Source organism: Fictibacillus arsenicus, assembly GCF_001999465.1.
Taxonomy (GTDB): domain Bacteria; phylum Bacillota; class Bacilli; order Bacillales; family Fictibacillaceae; genus Fictibacillus; species Fictibacillus arsenicus.
Window position 1 is genome coordinate 433810 of the sequence record NZ_MQMF01000003.1, and the last position, 17507, is coordinate 451316.

15 protein-coding genes are annotated in these 17507 nt (G+C 39.1%); all 15 read right to left on the minus strand.

Annotation, left to right across the window (positions count from 1 at the left end; translation table 11 throughout):
• Positions 1-17: 17 nt before the first annotated feature.
• Positions 18-884 (minus strand): helix-turn-helix domain-containing protein, encoded by an 867-nt coding sequence (locus UN64_RS16125; RefSeq protein WP_077364599.1) that lies wholly within the window; start codon positions 882-884, stop codon positions 18-20.
• Positions 885-902: 18 nt separating this feature from the next.
• Positions 903-1679 carry a YmfK family protein gene (locus UN64_RS16130; protein ID WP_077364601.1) on the minus strand — a complete coding sequence of 259 codons (777 nt, stop codon included), beginning with the start codon at positions 1677-1679 and terminating at the stop codon, positions 903-905.
• A gap of 135 nt (positions 1680-1814) precedes the next feature.
• Positions 1815-2072 (minus strand): DUF3243 domain-containing protein, encoded by a 258-nt coding sequence (locus tag UN64_RS16135; protein WP_077364603.1) that lies wholly within the window; start codon positions 2070-2072, stop codon positions 1815-1817.
• Positions 2073-2141: 69 nt separating this feature from the next.
• A complete protein-coding gene (ymfI, locus tag UN64_RS16140; RefSeq protein ID WP_077364605.1) occupies positions 2142-2867 on the minus strand; it encodes an elongation factor P 5-aminopentanone reductase in 726 nt (241 codons plus the stop codon).
• A 60-nt stretch (positions 2868-2927) separates the two neighbouring features.
• Positions 2928-4217, minus strand: a complete 1290-nt coding sequence (yfmH, locus tag UN64_RS16145; protein ID WP_077364608.1) for an EF-P 5-aminopentanol modification-associated protein YfmH — start codon at positions 4215-4217, stop codon at positions 2928-2930.
• A complete protein-coding gene (gene yfmF / locus UN64_RS16150) occupies positions 4198-5496 on the minus strand; it encodes an EF-P 5-aminopentanol modification-associated protein YfmF (RefSeq protein ID WP_077364675.1) in 1299 nt (432 codons plus the stop codon). Before yfmF ends, yfmH begins: the two co-directional genes overlap by 20 nt.
• A gap of 413 nt (positions 5497-5909) precedes the next feature.
• Positions 5910-6872 carry an ABC transporter permease gene (locus UN64_RS16155; protein WP_077364610.1) on the minus strand — a complete coding sequence of 321 codons (963 nt, stop codon included), beginning with the start codon at positions 6870-6872 and terminating at the stop codon, positions 5910-5912.
• Positions 6872-7924, minus strand: coding sequence for an ABC transporter permease (locus UN64_RS16160; RefSeq protein WP_077364612.1), 1053 nt, complete (start codon positions 7922-7924; stop codon positions 6872-6874). Before UN64_RS16160 ends, UN64_RS16155 begins: the two co-directional genes overlap by 1 nt.
• Entirely contained in the window at positions 7914-9440 is a 1527-nt protein-coding gene (locus tag UN64_RS16165) for an ABC transporter ATP-binding protein (protein WP_077364614.1), read from the minus strand. Before UN64_RS16165 ends, UN64_RS16160 begins: the two co-directional genes overlap by 11 nt.
• A gap of 89 nt (positions 9441-9529) precedes the next feature.
• Complete coding sequence (locus tag UN64_RS16170) at positions 9530-10594, minus strand: BMP family lipoprotein (RefSeq protein WP_077364616.1); 1065 nt, start codon at positions 10592-10594, stop codon at positions 9530-9532.
• 90 nt (positions 10595-10684) lie between these two features.
• Entirely contained in the window at positions 10685-11410 is a 726-nt protein-coding gene (locus UN64_RS16175) for a GntR family transcriptional regulator (RefSeq protein ID WP_077364618.1), read from the minus strand.
• Positions 11411-11826: 416 nt separating this feature from the next.
• The gene (locus UN64_RS16180; protein WP_077364621.1) at positions 11827-14190 is read right to left on the minus strand and encodes a DNA translocase FtsK; all 2364 of its coding nucleotides are present in this window, start codon (positions 14188-14190) and stop codon (positions 11827-11829) included.
• Between the two features lie 120 nt (positions 14191-14310).
• A complete protein-coding gene (locus UN64_RS16185) occupies positions 14311-14520 on the minus strand; it encodes a YlzJ-like family protein (RefSeq protein WP_077364623.1) in 210 nt (69 codons plus the stop codon).
• Entirely contained in the window at positions 14517-15260 is a 744-nt protein-coding gene (locus tag UN64_RS16190) for a ClpP family protease (protein ID WP_077364625.1), read from the minus strand. Before UN64_RS16190 ends, UN64_RS16185 begins: the two co-directional genes overlap by 4 nt.
• A gap of 95 nt (positions 15261-15355) precedes the next feature.
• Entirely contained in the window at positions 15356-17023 is a 1668-nt protein-coding gene (locus UN64_RS16195) for a ribonuclease J (protein WP_077364627.1), read from the minus strand.
• Positions 17024-17507: the final 484 nt, after the last annotated feature.

A 17507-nucleotide genomic window follows, 5' to 3' on the forward strand; every position in this document is an offset into this window, starting at 1 on the left:
GTCAACGTCTTATTTAATTATTGTGCCTTTTTAATAACAATCTTTTGGTGAACTAAATCTGAAGGCGGTACAGGATAAGTGAATGGTTCACCATTTATTTTTATAGATGTTACATGAGATGCACCAATATTTAAAGTAACCTCTTTTGCAGAAGTTAAATCAAAAGTTTTTGTTTCTCCTTCTTTAATCTGACTATCAAAATGACTTTTTCCGGTTTCATCTTTAATTCCTACATAACTTGGCCCAGATGCAGTCAGATCGATTACGAGTTCGTTTCCATCAGACATCTCATATGTTGTTACTTTGCCGGCTGTCTGAAGCTTTGTCAATTTTGGTGCTGCAGTTTCTTCTTTCTCTGCTGGTTCTTCATTTTTTGATTCTTCTTTTTCAGTTTCTTTTTTTGGTTCTTCTTTCTTTTTCGGTTTGTTTGTGTCCGCATCTAATTCAACGGATTTTACATCTTCACCGCTTTTGGCCTGATCATTGCCATCCGGCAGCAAAAATTTCCACACAAAGAAAAGAATCGCAATAATTAAAACTCCGATAAGTAAAATCGGGATTAACCGCTTTAAAAAAGAATTCTCTTCGTTAACAGATGAGCGTTCTCTTTTTGACCGGGGTTCAAATTCCGTTGTTGTTTCTTTAATTGCCTTCGGGATTTCATGAGCATATTCATCAAAAATCGTTTCGTAGTTTAATCCTACTGCTTCACAATAATTTTTAATAAAGGCTCTTGCATAAAATGTGCCAGGCAGCACATCATAATTCCCCACTTCAATCGCAGCTAAATAACGTTTTTGTATCTTCGTAGCTGTTTGAAGTTCTTCTAGCGACATGCCTTTTTCTTCGCGCTTTTCTTTCAATAGTTTTCCGAGTTCTGTCAACCTTCCCACCCACTTACATCATTCTAGATTTCCAAATCCTGTTGAATCTTCTTTAAGAGCTTCATATGTAATTTCTTCATCGCGGTGACTTTTTAGCTCGATAATGTAATCAAAATCATCTAATGTATATTCAGTTTGCTGTACAAAAAGGTCAGGGTGTTCTACAACCTTAGCCGCAGGAAGCCTCATTATTTCGCGAATCAGCTGCCAATGCTTATCGTTCATATTTCTTGCAGATACCGCTCCATCGATAATAAAAACATGATCAGAATCATATTCATCATCCGCGAGCATATTTCTGACGGTTTGACGAAGCAAGGTTGATGAAATAAAGACCCATCTTTTATTCGCACATACACTCGAAGCTACTATGCTTTCCGTTTTCCCTACACGGGGCATTCCTCTGACGCCGATTAATTTATGTCCTTCAACCTTATATAATTCAGCTAAAAAGTCAACCAATATACCAAGCTCATCACGAATAAACCGAAACGTTTTTTTGTCATCCGCATCACGTTCAATATATCGTCCATGTCTGACAGCCAGTCTGTCACGCAGCTTTGGTTTGCGAAATTTGGTTACTGTAATGTTATCCATAGATTCCAGTATTGATTTTAACCGGTTTGTTTTCTCTTCATTATCAATAATCAGCAGCATACCTCGCCGCTCGTTGTCAACACCATTGATCGTTATGATGTTAATGCCCAGCATACCTAACAAGGATGATATATCCCCTAGGAGGCCCGGTCGGTTTTTATGTATTTCATACTCTAAATACCATTCCTGCTCTCCCATGCTTCAGCTCCTTATTCTTCAAAATGAAACAAATTTCTACATTTATTCTTTGTAATTAATAATAAATGATTTCAATTTATTATGAAAGAAAAATAAAAGGATGTTAAGAAAAAAATCTTAACATCCTCTCTAAGTTTAACGGCTTCCGTCGTTTTGAACAAGCTTGACCATCATGTTAGCAATGGCGTGTTTTTCATTTTCATCTGCCACTTTCCATAGATCGGCAAGAACTTTTTCTTCCTCGTTCTTAGGTTCAACGTGGTTAGCTAAATATCCGCCGATTTCTGTAGCTAAATTTGAGATCGTATCGTGGTTCATGCCTTCATGCTCAGCATGATTCAATCGTTCTGCCAAGAAATTTTTCCATTGGCCAAAGTTGTCTAATACAGACATGCTGTCTCCTCCTTAAAGGTTTGATACAGCATTAATATCCCTTAGTTCATTCTTTTTTATACATTAATTTTAAGTAAACCAAGATCCATTTATTGATAAGATGTGCCCTGAAATATAATCTGCTTTATTGCTTATTAAAAATTCAACCGCATGAGCAACTTCATCAGGCTCTCCAAACCTTCCTGCTGGAATATCTGATGCAAGTTCTGCCTTTTCTGAATCTGAAAATTGATCAAGCATAGGGGTTGCAATAACTCCTGGTGAGACGCTGTTTACTTGAATGCGGCTCGGTGCAAGTTCTTTGGATAATGCTTTTACAAAAGCATTTAATCCTCCCTTTGCAGCAGAATAGACTGTTTCACAGGCAGCTCCAACCTCTCCCCAGACCGAGGAAATCATAATAACTTTTCCTGCTTTATTTTGAACCATTGCCGGAATAACTGATCTTGTAATAGAAATAGCACTAAGAAGGTGCAGCTGCATCGTTTCATTTATTGATTTATCCGTGAAATCTGTTAACAGCCCGTAATGCTGTGCTCCGCAATTATAAATTAATACATCGATTGGACCCGTTATCTGTTTAAATAAGTTTTCCGGTCCTTTTGGAAGGGACAGATCTGCAGAAATAATTGCACTTTTAGCTTTATATCGTGTTTCGAGTACTTCTTGAAGTTTTATCGCCGCATCAGCGTTCCTATTGTAGTGCATATATAAAAAGTAGCCGCGGTTGGCAAGCATATGGCATATTTTAGTGCCAATAGCTCCAGTTGCTCCTGTAACGAGCGCAGTTTTCAAATAAATAACCCTCTTTGCAATTAAAAAACATCCTAGAACCAGGATGTTTTTTTGATTATATTATGACTTTTTTTTACGGACTTGGCAAACAGTCATCGCTTCTTTCTTGAAGTGACTTTGAAGAACTTCTTCAACATCACTAGCTTGCAATGATTCAAAGACAGGAATTACATCAAACAGATCCATTTCATTAAAAGCATATCTCGTGAATTGGTTTGCAATGAACTCTGGAGAATTTAATGATCTTAGAAAGGCACCAATTTTCTTTTTTCGAGCTCTTTCAAAAGAATCTGTTGAAATATTCTCCTGTTTAAAGGCTTCAACCATATTCGATACTCGCTTAACTAAGTCATCAGGAGACTGAGTATCCCCGCCAAGCATGCTAAACCCGAAACCGTTCTCTTCAGTATAATCAAAAGAGAAAGTCTGATCGATCAATCCTTCTTCATAAAGGGCTTCGTAATTTGGTGAACTCTTGCCAAACATCATTTCAAGAGCCAAGTTTACACAAAGCTCATGACGCATCAATTCTTTTCCTTTACGCTTAGGAGCTGCCTCTTTAAAACCTATATAGCATTTAGGAGTCTGTACCGTCATCTCGATTACTTTTTCAGTTTTTGCTACTATCGGCGGCTCATCTTCAAAAAAACGTTCAATAGGCGCTTTTTCTTTAAAAGATTTTTGTGATTGATTCTCTTTTACAAAATTAAGGATATCTTGAGCATTTACCGGGCCTACGACAAACAAGATCATATTGCTTGGATGGTAAAATGTTTCGTAGCATTCATACAGAGTATCTTTCGTAATTTTAGCGATTGATTTTTCCGTACCTGCAATATCAATCTTTACAGGATGATGATGATACATGTTTTCGATCAGCCCGAAGTACACTCTCCAGTCAGGATTATCATCATACATTCTGATTTCCTGGCCGATGATTCCTTTTTCTTTTTCTACAGTTTTCTCTGTAAAGTATGGCTCTTGAACAAAATTGATCAGTGTGGTTAAATTCTTTTTTACATCACCTGTTGTTGAAAAAAGATATGCGGTACGGTTGAATGTCGTAAATGCATTTGCAGAGGCACCTTGCTTGCTGAAATCTTGAAAAACATCACCATGTTCTTTTTCAAACAATTTATGTTCTAAAAAATGTGCGATTCCATCAGGAACTTTTACTTCTTCATTCTTTCCGAGAGGCTTAAAATGGTTGTCGACAGATCCATAGTGAGTTGTGAAAGTAGCATATGTTTTGTTAAAACCTTTCTTTTCGAGCACATACACTTTCAAGCCATTTTCAAGCTCCTCAAAATGCAATGTTTCATCTAGTTGATCAAATGTTTTCATTCCCATTTGTGCCTGCTCCTTTCAAGAAGAAAATGGTATCCAATGTAACCTTTTTAGCAACTTTTACAACGTCTTCTTTTGTTACATTCCGAATGCCTTCCATCCACTCTTCAATCGTTCTGTTCTTCCCTGCGACTACATTGTGATATAGAACCTCTGATAATCCGATCGGATGGTCAATCGTTTCAAGTACCTGGTTATTGATCATTGCTTTGGTCTGTTCAAATTCCGCATCAGTGATGTTCCCGTTTTTAATTTCCTCGTGTTGTTCTTTTATAATCTTTACCGCTTTTTCGTAATTTCCAGTTTCAATTCCGCTCATTACAAACACTGCACCTTTATGGCTTTCAAACCTGGAAGCTGCATAATAAGCAAGACTCTCTTTTTCTCTCACATTGATAAAGAGCTTTGAATGCGAAAAACCTCCATAAACCCCATTGAATACTTGAAGTGCAAAATAATCTTCGTCGCTGTATGTGGTATATGTACGATACCCCATATGAAGTTTTCCTTGTTGTACATCCTGCTCTTCAAAAATTTCTTTAACCTCTGAAATTTTCTTTTCTTCCCGATTTTGATCATCAGTTACAAGCGTTTCATTCCGATTCTCTGGAAAACGAAAGTGCTTTTTAACTTTTTCGATCATTTCATTTGTTGAGATATCTCCGATTACATATAGGTCCAATTTGTCGTTGTTAATGACTTCCAGATAATAATCAAATAATTCTTTAGAAGTGATCCCATCGACTTCATTTTCGTTTCCATATACGTTTAAATGGTAAGGTTCTGATTCATACATTTCTTCAAGAAGTCTCTTATTTGCATAACGCATCTTATCATCATAGATGGATTCAATTTGCTGTTTTAAGCTGCGTTTCTCCTTTTTAACGATATTTTCTTTGAAAACACCATTATCAAGAGCAGGTGCGAGCAGAACTTGAGAAAGCAAGTGAAACGCTTTGTCGAGGACAGGTTCTGACTTGGATAAGAACTTCTCATTTGCTACTTCCATACGAATGCTGATTACCTGGTTTTCACCCTTTTTTGAAAGATCAGCATGTAATGTAGCACCGTATAGATCATCCAAAGCACTTCTTAACTCTTTGCTGGATGGAAAATCTTTCGTTCCACTTTGGAGAACATAGGAAAGCAGCGCTCTTTTTGTAACGTTCTTTTCATTAATAGCAGCTTTTATCTGCAGAATAAATGATGTGGTCTTGTACTTTTTTGTTTCTATCGTATGTACGGTAATACCATGGAGATCTGTTTGTTCATGGTTTACAATTCCCATCGGATAAATGCCCCTTTCATTATAGCCTACATCCTAGTTTACCCATTTTCTATACTCACCATGACAATCCCTCTTTCAAAAGAAAAAAAGTCCGCCATAAGGCGAACTTTTATGTGATGGGCTTATTTTGAAAGAATGTTACTCTTAAACATTTTTTATTTTTAGAATGCTACTTTGATTAGTTGATTGGAGCGCAAGGTGCGAGACTCCTCGAAAATGAAAATTACATTTTCTTCGTGCGATGGAACGCTGCCGAACCCTTCCTTGTCCTGCGGGATCAGCGGGACAGGTGAGACCTCGGCAGGCTATATTAGCCTAGGGGGCTCACCGCACGCCCCGCGGAAAGCGAGCATCCTGGAGCGGAAATCAACCACTTACAATAGCAACAATGTTTTACAAAACAGCCTTTATCTTTTTCCTTTTTCGTAAGGAGTTCCAAGAGCTTTTGGTGCATCAGCTCGTCCTACAAGTCCTGCTAATGCTAAGATTGTAAGAACGTATGGAGCGATTAATAAGAATACTTTTGGAATATCCTGTAAAAATGGAATGTGGGATCCGGAGATACTGATTGCTTGAGCTAACCCAAAGAATAAAGCTGCTCCTAATGCTCCTAGCGGATGCCACTTACCAAAAATCATTGCAGCAAGTGCCATAAACCCTTGACCTGTTATCGTTGAGTGAGTGAAGTTTCCAGAGATAGAAGCTACATATACCGCTCCCCCAAGACCTGCAAGAGCTCCACTTAATAAAACTCCGATATAGCGTACTTTTGTTACGTTTATACCCATTGTATCAGCTGCCATTGGATGCTCACCAACAGAACGCAAGCGCAGCCCGAATGGTGTTTTGTATAGTACATACCAAACGATCAATGCTACACCAACAGCCACATAGGATGTTAAATAAGCATTAGAGAAGAAAAGTTTTCCGATTAAAGGAATATCAGATAAGAACGGAATGTCGCTCTTTGAAATTCTTTCAGAAATTACTGGTGTTTGTCCTGCATTAAAGATTTTCTTCGTTAAGAAGATTGCAAGTCCTGCAGCAAGGAAGTTCAAAGCAACACCGGATACGACTTGATCCGCTTTTAGTGTGATACTCGCAAGTGCATGAATAGAAGCAAGCATGGCTCCTACGATCATTGCAACGATAAAACTTACCCAAGGTGCCGCTCCATTCAATCCTAACTGTTCACCGTAATAGATTGTAACGGCACCGGTAAAGGCACCAAACAGCATTAACCCTTCTAAACCGATATTTACAACACCGGAACGTTCACTGAATACACCGCCAAGAGCTGTGAAGATCAGTGGAGCTGCTGATACGATTGCAGCAGGGATAATAAGTGCAAGAATATCCATAAAACTCATTAGATTTTACCCCCTTTGCTTACACGGTTCATCAGCCAATGAACGATATAACTGCATGCAACAAAGAAGATGATAAGTGCAATAACAACTCCAACAAGTTCTGTTGGAACACCTGCGATAGACTGCATGTTGAGTGCACCGATCTTTAATCCGCCGAATAGTGCTGCACCAAGGACTACTCCGATAGCGCTGTTTGCGCCTAAAAGAGCTACTGCGATTCCATCAAAACCAACACCTGTGAATGCGGCGTTAATCGTCATGTACTGATATGTTCCAAGACCTTCCATACTTCCGGCAATACCTGCGAATGCCCCGGAAATGGCCATTGATAGAACAATGTTTTTTGATACATTTATACCCGCATACTGAGACGCGTGCTGATTGAAACCAACTGCACGGAGTTCATATCCCATAGTCGTTCTCCAAAGCAAGAACCACATAATCACAGCCGCAATCAGGGCAACAATGATTCCGTAATGCAAAGTTGAATATTCAGTGATGCTCTGCAAGAATGGTGAAGCAAGAGATGCAGATTCTTTAACATTCTCTGTTCTTTCACCCGGAGCAAGCAAAAAGCTACGGATGATTTCATTAGTAGTGTAAAGTGCAATATAGTTCATCATAATTGTTGTAATAACTTCATGAACTTTAAATCTAGCTTTTAATATACCGGGCACTGCTCCCCATAATGCGCCGGCTAAAGCAGCAGCAAGAATAGCAAGAGGAATGTGTACAATCGCTGGTGCATCTACAGTCACACCAACATAAACAGCTGCGAGCCAGCCAACTAATAGCTGACCCTCAACTCCGATATTGAATAATCCTGTACGGAATGCAAACGCGACTGCAAGTCCCGATAGAATCAGAGGTGACATTTGTCTGATTGTTTCACCTATATAGTACGGGCCTCCAAACATCCCTTGAAATAACGCAACATAAGCTTCAATAGGCTTGTATCCGCTAACTAGCATGATAATTCCGCCGATTAACAATCCAAGGAAAACAGAGACAAGAGGCACAAGAAGTTTCATCTTATTATTTTTATTCTGCATTTACAGTACCTCTCTTTCCGCCAGCCATCAATAATCCGAGTTCTTGCTCAGTCGTTTCTTTCGGATCAACGATTGCTACGATTTTGCCTTCATACATAACCGCAATACGATCGCTCACGTTTATAATTTCATCGAGCTCAAAAGATACAAGCAGCACTGCCTTACCTTTATCACGCTGTTCAATTAGTTTAGAATGAATAAATTCAATCGCACCGACATCAAGTCCGCGGGTAGGCTGAGCAGCAATTAAAAAGTCAGGATCACGGTCTACTTCTCTTGCAATGATCGCTTTCTGCTGATTCCCTCCTGATAATGCACGTGCAAGTGTATAAGCATCAGGTGTACGAACGTCATACTCTGCAATCAGATTTTTTGCCTTATCAAAAATTGGCGAAAATTTCAGTATTCCGTTCTTAGAAAATGGCCTTTGGTAATAGGTTTGAAGCACCATGTTCTCACCAACTGAAAAATCTAAGACAAGTCCGTGCTTATGACGGTCTTGAGGTATATGAGCGAGTCCGCTTGCTGTAACACTTCTAGGTGTTTTGTTTGTAATATCTTTATCTCTTAAATGAATAGAACCTTCATTTGCTTTTCTAAGTCCAGTAATTGCCTCTAATAGCTCAGATTGACCATTTCCATCAACACCTGCTATCCCAACAATCTCTCCAGCTTTTACTGTCAGGTTCAATCCATTTACAGCAGGAACTTTACGGCTGTCTAAAACAACAAGATCTTTAATCGTCAAAACAGCCTCTTTTGGTTCTGAGATTCCTTTGATAACGGTAAAATTAACTTCACGACCTACCATCATCGCTGCAAGAGAATCAGGATTGGAGTCCTTAACGTCAACTGTACCAACGCCTCTTCCTCTTCTGATGACCGTGCAGCGGTCACACACTTCCATAATTTCTTTCAGCTTATGAGTGATTAGTATGATAGACTTTCCTTCACTTACTAGTTTTCTCATAATCTGAATCAGTTCTACAATCTCCTGTGGAGTTAAAACTGCAGTAGGTTCATCAAAAATAAGAATATCTGCACCGCGGTAAAGCGTCTTTAAAATCTCTACTCTCTGCTGCATTCCCACTGAGATGTCCTCAATTTTTGCATATGGATCCACTCTGAGTCCATATTGATCAGAAAGTGCCTGAACTTCTTTAGCGGCTGTATGTAAATCTACTTTCCCACCTTTTGTCGGTTCTTTTCCTAGAATGATATTTTCGGTAACTGTAAATTTATCAACGAGCATAAAGTGCTGATGAACCATCCCAATACCAAGCGAGTTTGCAATATTCGGATCATTGTTCACCACTTTATTGCCTTTAACGTATATTTCACCTTGCTCAGGCTCATATAGCCCGAACAATACATTCATCAACGTTGATTTTCCGGCACCATTCTCTCCAAGAAGCGCATGAATCTCCCCTTTTTTAACCTGAAGGGTAATATTGTCATTGGCTACGATTCCCGGAAATTCTTTACGGATATTCCTCATATCAATTACGTATTCCATTCTAATGATGTCCCCCCTTTTAAGTACATAAGGAAGGACTTGGCTTATGCCAAGTCCTGGCCTGTTATTAAAATAGTTTCATAATTTGCTTACTTTAAGTTTTTTACGAACTCTTCGAACTCAGCATCTGTCTTAGGAACTTTCACTTCACCATCAATGATTTTCTTCTTATAATCTTCAACAGATTTTAGTGCGTCTTCCTTAACGTTTTCTTGAGTTGGAGCAATACCTACTCCATCTTGTTTAAGACCGAATTCTACAACTTTTCCGCCTGGGAATTTGCCTGCAGCTGTTTGCTCAGAAACTTCATATACTGCTTGGTCTACACGTTTTACCATTGAAGTTAATGTTACGTTTTCTGGCATACCTTCTTCGTGCTGATCACGGTCAACACCGATTACCCAAACATCTTCACCGTTCTTCTTACGGTTTTTCGCTTCTGTGAATACACCCATTCCAGTTCCGCCAGCAGCATGATAGATGATGTCAGCGCCTTGCTCATAGAATGTGTTAGCAATCTGCTGTCCTTTTTCTGCTTTGTTAAAGTCTTCTGCATATTGAACTAAAATTTCAGCATCAGGATTTGCAGTTTTCACACCAGCTTTAAATCCATTTTCAAACTTTTTGATAAGCTCAGAGTTAACACCTCCAACAAATCCTACTTTGTTAGATGTAGTTTGCATACCTGCAATTAATCCAACTAAGAAAGATCCTTCGTGCTCAGAGAACGTGATGTTAGCAACGTTATCGCCTTTAACAACCATATCAACGATTGCAAGCTTTGCATCCGGCTGCTGTTTAGCAACTGTTTCTACATCAGTACCCATCAAGAAGCCGATTCCGAAAACAAGATCATACTTTTGACGGATTAAAGAGTTTAAGTTTGGCTTGTAATCACTTTGAGCAGTTGACTGCAAGTACTTATAGCCTTTGTTTTCTTCCAGGCTGTTATCTTTTCCAAACTTCGTTAAACCTTCCCAAGCCGATTGGTTGAATGACTTATCATCAACACCGCCAGTATCCGTTACCATTGCTACTTTAAAATCTTTTTTAGCGTCTCCGCCAGACTTTCCTTCTTCAGAATTTCCACAACCTGCAAGAATAGTACCAGCAGTTAGCATTGCAGTTACCATTAAACCTAATTTCTTTTTCAAGTTAATTTCCCCCTAAAAATGTTTTCATTTTTTTGTGACTAACCCTAGGTGCAATTAAGTACCCCCATCACCCCCTAAAAAAGACTTTTATTAAAAGCGCTTTCTTAAAACAGAAAATAGAAATTTATCAGATCTAAAGTAATTACAAGAATAGAGCACTGGTTCATCATATTGATCGTAGTGCATTTGTTTTAACACTAATAACGGGACACCTTCATCACTTTCCAGAATTTCAGAGATTCTGTCGTGATACCCGATAGGTTCAATGTTTGTAACGGCATACATTACACGTCTTCCAGTTTCTTTTTCAAGCATTTCTAAAAAAGATTCATAATCATGGAGCCCTTTGGCTGAAAACAAATGTGACGGCATGTGATCCTTACAAAATACTACTGGTTCTCCGTCTGCTGTTCGGACACGCTCCATCATCATAAGCCCGTCTGGAAGCGAGTTATTAAACTTTGCAAGAAGTTCATCGGTAACATCAGTAGTTTGCGAAGAAAGAAAAATCGTACCTGCTTTCTTACCGCCTCTTTCAATCATATCGGTAACACTGTACAGTTCTTCAATACCTGAAGAAAAAAGTGCTCTTGTTCTAACGAAAGTTCCAACTCCATGTTTACGTATGAGGACGTTTTCATCTTCTAAAATACGAAGTGCTTCTCGCAATGTCGCACGGCTTATACCTAACTGTTTGGAAAGTTCAAATTCTGAAGGAAGCTTTTCTCCTTCTTTATAAATACCATTTTCAATATCTTTCTTTAACTTCTCTATCACTTTAATATATAACAAGCGATGGTCCGCTTTTATCGACATTACAAAACCACCTTAACTAGTTGTTCGACGTATGACAAATTGTTTGAATAATCGACATTAATATACCATTTTTAATTCTATAAATAAATACTATTTTTACAAATTTTTAATAGGTATTATTTTCATTTACCACTTCTTCAATAAAAAGGTAAATGAAAAAGGCTGTTTTCTTACACTTTGATGCCTTTGGAAGTGGTTGATTTCCGCTCCGGGATGCTCGCTTTCCGGGGGGTGTGCGGTAAGCCTCCTCGGCGCTTTGCGCCCTTAGGAGTCTCACCTGTCCCCCTGATCCCCCAGGAGTCTTTCACCCTACACTCCAATCAACCAGTCGAGGAAGCGTACTTAAAAACACCTTCAACGGGAGTAATCTTTTAGAAATGAGCCATTAAAAAAAAACGGGCAATTTAAGCCCGTTTTTATGAACTTGAAGCTTCTTTTTCTTCAGGCATTGCTGATATCAAAACTTCTCTAGGTTTCGATCCTTCATAAGGTCCAACTATTCCTTTTGATTCCATCGTGTCGATTAATCTTGCTGCTCTGGAATAACCGATACGGAACCTTCTTTGAAGCATTGAAACTGAAGCAGTCTGCATGTCAACAACAAGCTTTACCGCATCTGAAAAGAGGTCATCCTCAGATTCCATTACAGCAGGTTCGGCTTCCTCAGTAGGAATCATTTCCTTTTGATACTGAGCTTTTTGCTGACTTACACAATGGTCAACTATTGTTTCAACTTCTTCATCCGACAGGAAAGCTCCCTGAACACGTACAGGCTTTGAAGCTCCTGACGGGAAGAATAGCATATCTCCTCTTCCAAGAAGTTTTTCCGCTCCCCCCATATCCAAGATTGTTCTTGAATCTGTTTGAGAGGATACACTAAATGCGATCCTTGATGGTATATTCGCTTTGATAACCCCTGTAATTACGTCAACCGAAGGTCTTTGTGTTGCAATAATTAAATGGATTCCGGCTGCACGCGCCATTTGAGCAAGGCGAGTGATAGCGTCTTCCACATCACCAGAAGCAACCATCATCAGATCAGCAAGCTCATCGACGATTACAACGATATAAGGCAAAAACGGCTGTTTGGCGTCACTTCTGCCATTCTGTTTTCTGATCGATTCATTATACCCTTCGATGTTTCGGGTACCGCTGTGAGAAAATAATTCATATCTTCTTTCCATCTCTGACACGACTCTTTTAAGTGCTTGAGCTGCTTTCTTAGGCTCTGTAACAACTGGTGCTAAAAGATGCGGGATGCCATTATACATATTAAGCTCGACCATTTTCGGATCGATCATCATCATTTTAACTTCATGAGGCTTAGCCCGCATGAGAATACTTGTTATTATTCCATTTACACATACACTTTTTCCGCTTCCGGTAGCACCTGCTACTAGCAGATGGGGCATCTTGGAAAGATCTGCGATTATTGGTTCTCCAGAAATATCTCTCCCAAGACCTATTGCAAGCGGTGATTTTTGTCCAGAGAACTGAGGAGCTTCTAATACTTCTCTCAACGTAACCATTGAGATCTCGCCATTCGGTACTTCAATACCAACAGCAGATTTCCCAGGTATCGGTGCTTCAATTCTTATATCTTTTGCCGCAAGTGCCAAGGCTAAATCATCTGTAAGATTAACGATTTTGCTTACTTTAACACCCACATCTGGATACACTTCATATTTTGTTACAGCCGGTCCTAAATGGACTTTGAGCACCTTTGCTTTTACCCCAAAACTTTCAAAGGTTTTTTCTAATTTTTTTGCATTGCTTTTACTGGCTGCATACTGCTTGTCCTTATGCTGACCGCTGTTTTGAGGAGTACGCAGATGTTTCATTGAAGGAAGCTGATAATGCTCGTTCTGGATGACTTCATCACCAAAGTTTGCTGGAAGCGGTGAGATTGAAGGTTCACTCTCAGCTTTTTCTGTTTCGTTTTTCTTGATTGCTTCCTCAGAATCATTAAAGCTTTGAGAACCGAATTTCAGTTGAACGCCGCTTTCTGTATGATGCACTCTTTTGGTAAAATCCTCAATTACAGGTTCTTCAGATATGATGATTTCCTCTGTCTCAGCTTCATCAGCATCAGGTGTAGCAGGCTTTAATGTCTTCTTTTCACTTGCCTTTCTAGAACGTTCTTCAGCAATTGAATTTTTCTTTTCTAAAAGATATTCTTTTAGTTTTGCACTCGTTTCATTTAAACTCGTTACAATCTTCTGCATAACTACAGAAAGTGATTTGCCTGTTATCAAGAGGAGACTTCCAATAATCAAGAAAAAGATAACTAGCTTAGTACCACCCGCTCCAAATAAAAAATAAAATAGCGCAAAGCCTATAGATCCAATGATACCTCCACCAAGGTCATTTGCAGCTGTCGTTCCTTGAAGCTGAAGCCAGTACAGATCCCATGTGTTACGTATTACAGAAGCATCTTTCCAATCTCCGCCGTTCGTTAAATGTTCAAACAATGTTAAATGACTAAGAACGAGGAATGAGAAGAATAGAAGATAAATACCTGTTAATCTTTTTGAAATCATAGCTGGCCAGCTTCGTTTCCAAATAAGATAAAAAGATAATAAAATACAGGTTAAAAGCAAAACGCCATACCATTCTCCACTAAAAAAACGTAAAAGATGCACGAATGCCATACCGACGTTTCCCATTTTAGCTAGACCTAATGATGCAAGAGCTAATAATGATAAACCTGCAATCTCATATGTCAGCTGCTCTTTCCATCTTGCTTTATTTTTAACTTTCTTTTTCTTATTTTTTGCCACCAATTTCACCTCACAACCATGCTGTTTTCTTTATGTATGTATATAGGAAAAGGAAAGAAAAGCAGCCCTGCATATACAAAGGCTGCCCACATTAGTATAGCATATTTCTTAGGTGACTAATTAAAAGTTTCGCAGCGTCATTCCGGGCTGACAGTCTTCTAATAAATAATGCGAAGGGTCTGTGCTCATGATCTGAACGATTCTTGTCTCATCACCGATCCGCTCAACAAGAACAGGAACATCATTATAGAGTATTACATTCTGCATAGCTCCATTGTTTCCTTCTTCCGGAAACATCAATTCATACGGCTGCATAGTATACCAAGTCATTGTTTTATACCGTCCGACTCAATATTTTTATGTTCTTCGATAAGATCGTTCAATTTTTTAATCGCCTGACCCAGCCCTCCAACCTCATTAATAAGTCCATCTTTAACGGCATCAGTCCCGATTACATTTGTTCCGATATCTCTCGTTAAATTTCCTTTTGAAAACATCAGTTCTTTAAAACGCTCTTCACTGATCTTGGAATGGCTTGTCACAAATGAAATCACTCTTTCTTGCATCTTATCAAGATATTCAAATGTTTGCGGCACACCTATTACTAATCCTGTAAGTCTTACAGGGTGAATCGTCATTGTAGCTGTAGGAACGATGAAAGAATATTTAGCACTGACAGCGATAGGCACTCCAATAGAGTGTCCTCCGCCTAAGACTAGTGAAACACTTGGTTTTGACAAAGAAGCAATCATTTCTGAAATAGCAAGTCCCGCTTCAACGTCACCGCCAACAGTATTTAATATTACAAGCAATCCTTCAATCTTGTGATTTTGTTCGATGGCAACCAGCTGCGGAATCAAATGTTCATATTTTGTAGCTTTATTATTTGGCGGCAGCTGCATATGGCCTTCTATTTGTCCTACGATCGTTAAACAGTGAATACTCGAACCTTCCAGCTGAGGTACATTTGTTTGTCCCAGTGATTGAATTTTTTGTATCAATCCTGAGCTTTCATCTTTTTTAGGAGGCGCTTCTGGCTGCGGTGTTTCTGTTTCTGGTGTTTGGTCCATAATCTCCACCCCTTCTCTTTTAGTTCTTCTTAGTATGGGCGTTATTTCTAAACGTATGATAAGAAAATAAAAAAAACCTGCTAAAAAACAGCAGGTTAAATTTCCATAATGATCGGCATGATCATTGGTCTTCTTTTAGTTTTTTCAAATAAATACTGACTTAATGTATCTCTTACATTTGATTTTAGACTAGACCATTCTTTCATATTCTCACTCATGCATTTTTCAAGTACATCACGGACTTTTGTGTTAGCCTCTTGAAGAAGCGCCTCACTTTCACGCACATATACGAAGCCACGGGAAATGATTTCTGGTCCGGAAACAAGCTGATGAGAATCCTTGCTTATTGTTACTACAACAACAAGGATGCCGTCTTGTGATAGGAGTTTACGGTCACGCAATACGATATTCCCGATATCACCGACACCCAATCCGTCTACAAGAACATTTCCTGAAGGAACTTTTCCAGTCTTTTGAGCCTGTCCGTTTGCAAATTCTACGACTTCACCTTTATCAATGATAAAGATATTATCTTTTTCAACGCCTACTTCAATTGCAAGTTTTTGATGGGCTTTTTGCATTTTATATTCACCATGAACGGGAATAAAATATTTCGGCTTCATCATACTGAGCATGAATTTCAGTTCTTCTGCACTTCCATGACCTGAAACGTGAACCTTTTTCTGGCCGAAAATTACATCTGCACCAGTCCGCATTAATTTATCCACCATTTTAGCAACAGAAGTTTCATTACCAGGTATCGGGGTAGCGGCAATAACAACAGTATCTGTAGGACGAAGTGCAATTTGCTTATGGGATTTTTGAGCCATTCTTGATAAGGCCGCCATAGACTCTCCCTGGCTTCCAGTTGTTAGAATAACAACTTTCTCATCACTGTAATCGTTTGCTTGATCGATTGTGATGAGGAGGTCTTTTTCGATATTTAAATAACCAAGCTGTGAAGCGATGTCTACTACTTTCACCATGCTCCGGCCATTTACAGCAACTTTACGATTTGTTTTGGCAGCTGCATTCATCACTTGCTGAACACGATGGACATTCGATGCAAAGGAAGCAATAATGATACGTCCTTTTGCAGCCTGGAATACATCTAGTATCTCATGTCCAACTTGAGCTTCGGGTCCCGTAGAACCTGGACGTTCCGCATTCGTGCTGTCAGAAAGAAGACAAAGAACACCTTCTTCTGCAAGTGCTGATATTTTTCCGAATTCTGTATGCTGACCATCAATTGGTGTGTGATCTATCTTAAAATCACCAGTATTTGCAATAACTCCCTGTGACGTGTGAATTGCAATACCGACTGCATCTGGAATACTATGATTCACATGAAAAAAACTAACTTTTGCACTGTTAAACGATAATTTCTGATTTGTTTCGATTAAATTAAGTTCTGTAGAACGAAGCAGACCTGCCTCTTTTAATTTAGCTTCTACAAGGCCTAATGTCAGGCGAGTCCCATAAACAGGAACCGGAACTTGTCTTAGAACATAAGGAAGTCCTCCAATATGGTCTTCATGGGCATGAGTCAAGAAGATTCCTGTTACTCGTTCAATGTTTTCCTTTAAGTAAGTTACATCCGGTATTACGATATCAATTCCGAGCATTTCCTCCTGCGGAAACATTAGACCGGAGTCCATAACAAAAATTTCTTCACCCGTATCCACTACATACATGTTTTTGCCGATCTCACCTACGCCGCCCAAGGCAAAAACTTTAATCTTCTCTCTATTTTGTTTTGACAATGTGTATATTCCTCCTAAGTTGTATGTAAAAAATTAATCCCGATCACGTCACTTAAAAACATTATAACTTATCAGAGGATTACAAAACAAGACTGAGGCAACATCAATTGAAATAAAAGGATGGGTCCGTAGGGATTGTTGGTATTGAAGTGGTTGATATCCGCTAGAATATTAACTGATCAACGAATGGTTCATTTTTCTCTATCATCATTGACAAGGTGATTGGAGTGCAAGGTGCGTGCCTACTGCATGAATGTTCTACTTGCAAGGCATGCGACGAGGAAACCGGCTTCGGCAGGATTTCTAGCAGACGCAGGAGCACATATGCTTTCTTGAATTTGATTTAACATAGGCTTACTTAACATAGAGTTACATTCCAAAGAGGCTCACCGCACGCCCCGTTGAAAGCGAGTATACTGGAACGGAAATCAACCAATTCCTTTGAGCAACAAAGATTGCTAAAAAACAGCCTTGAGAAAAAACC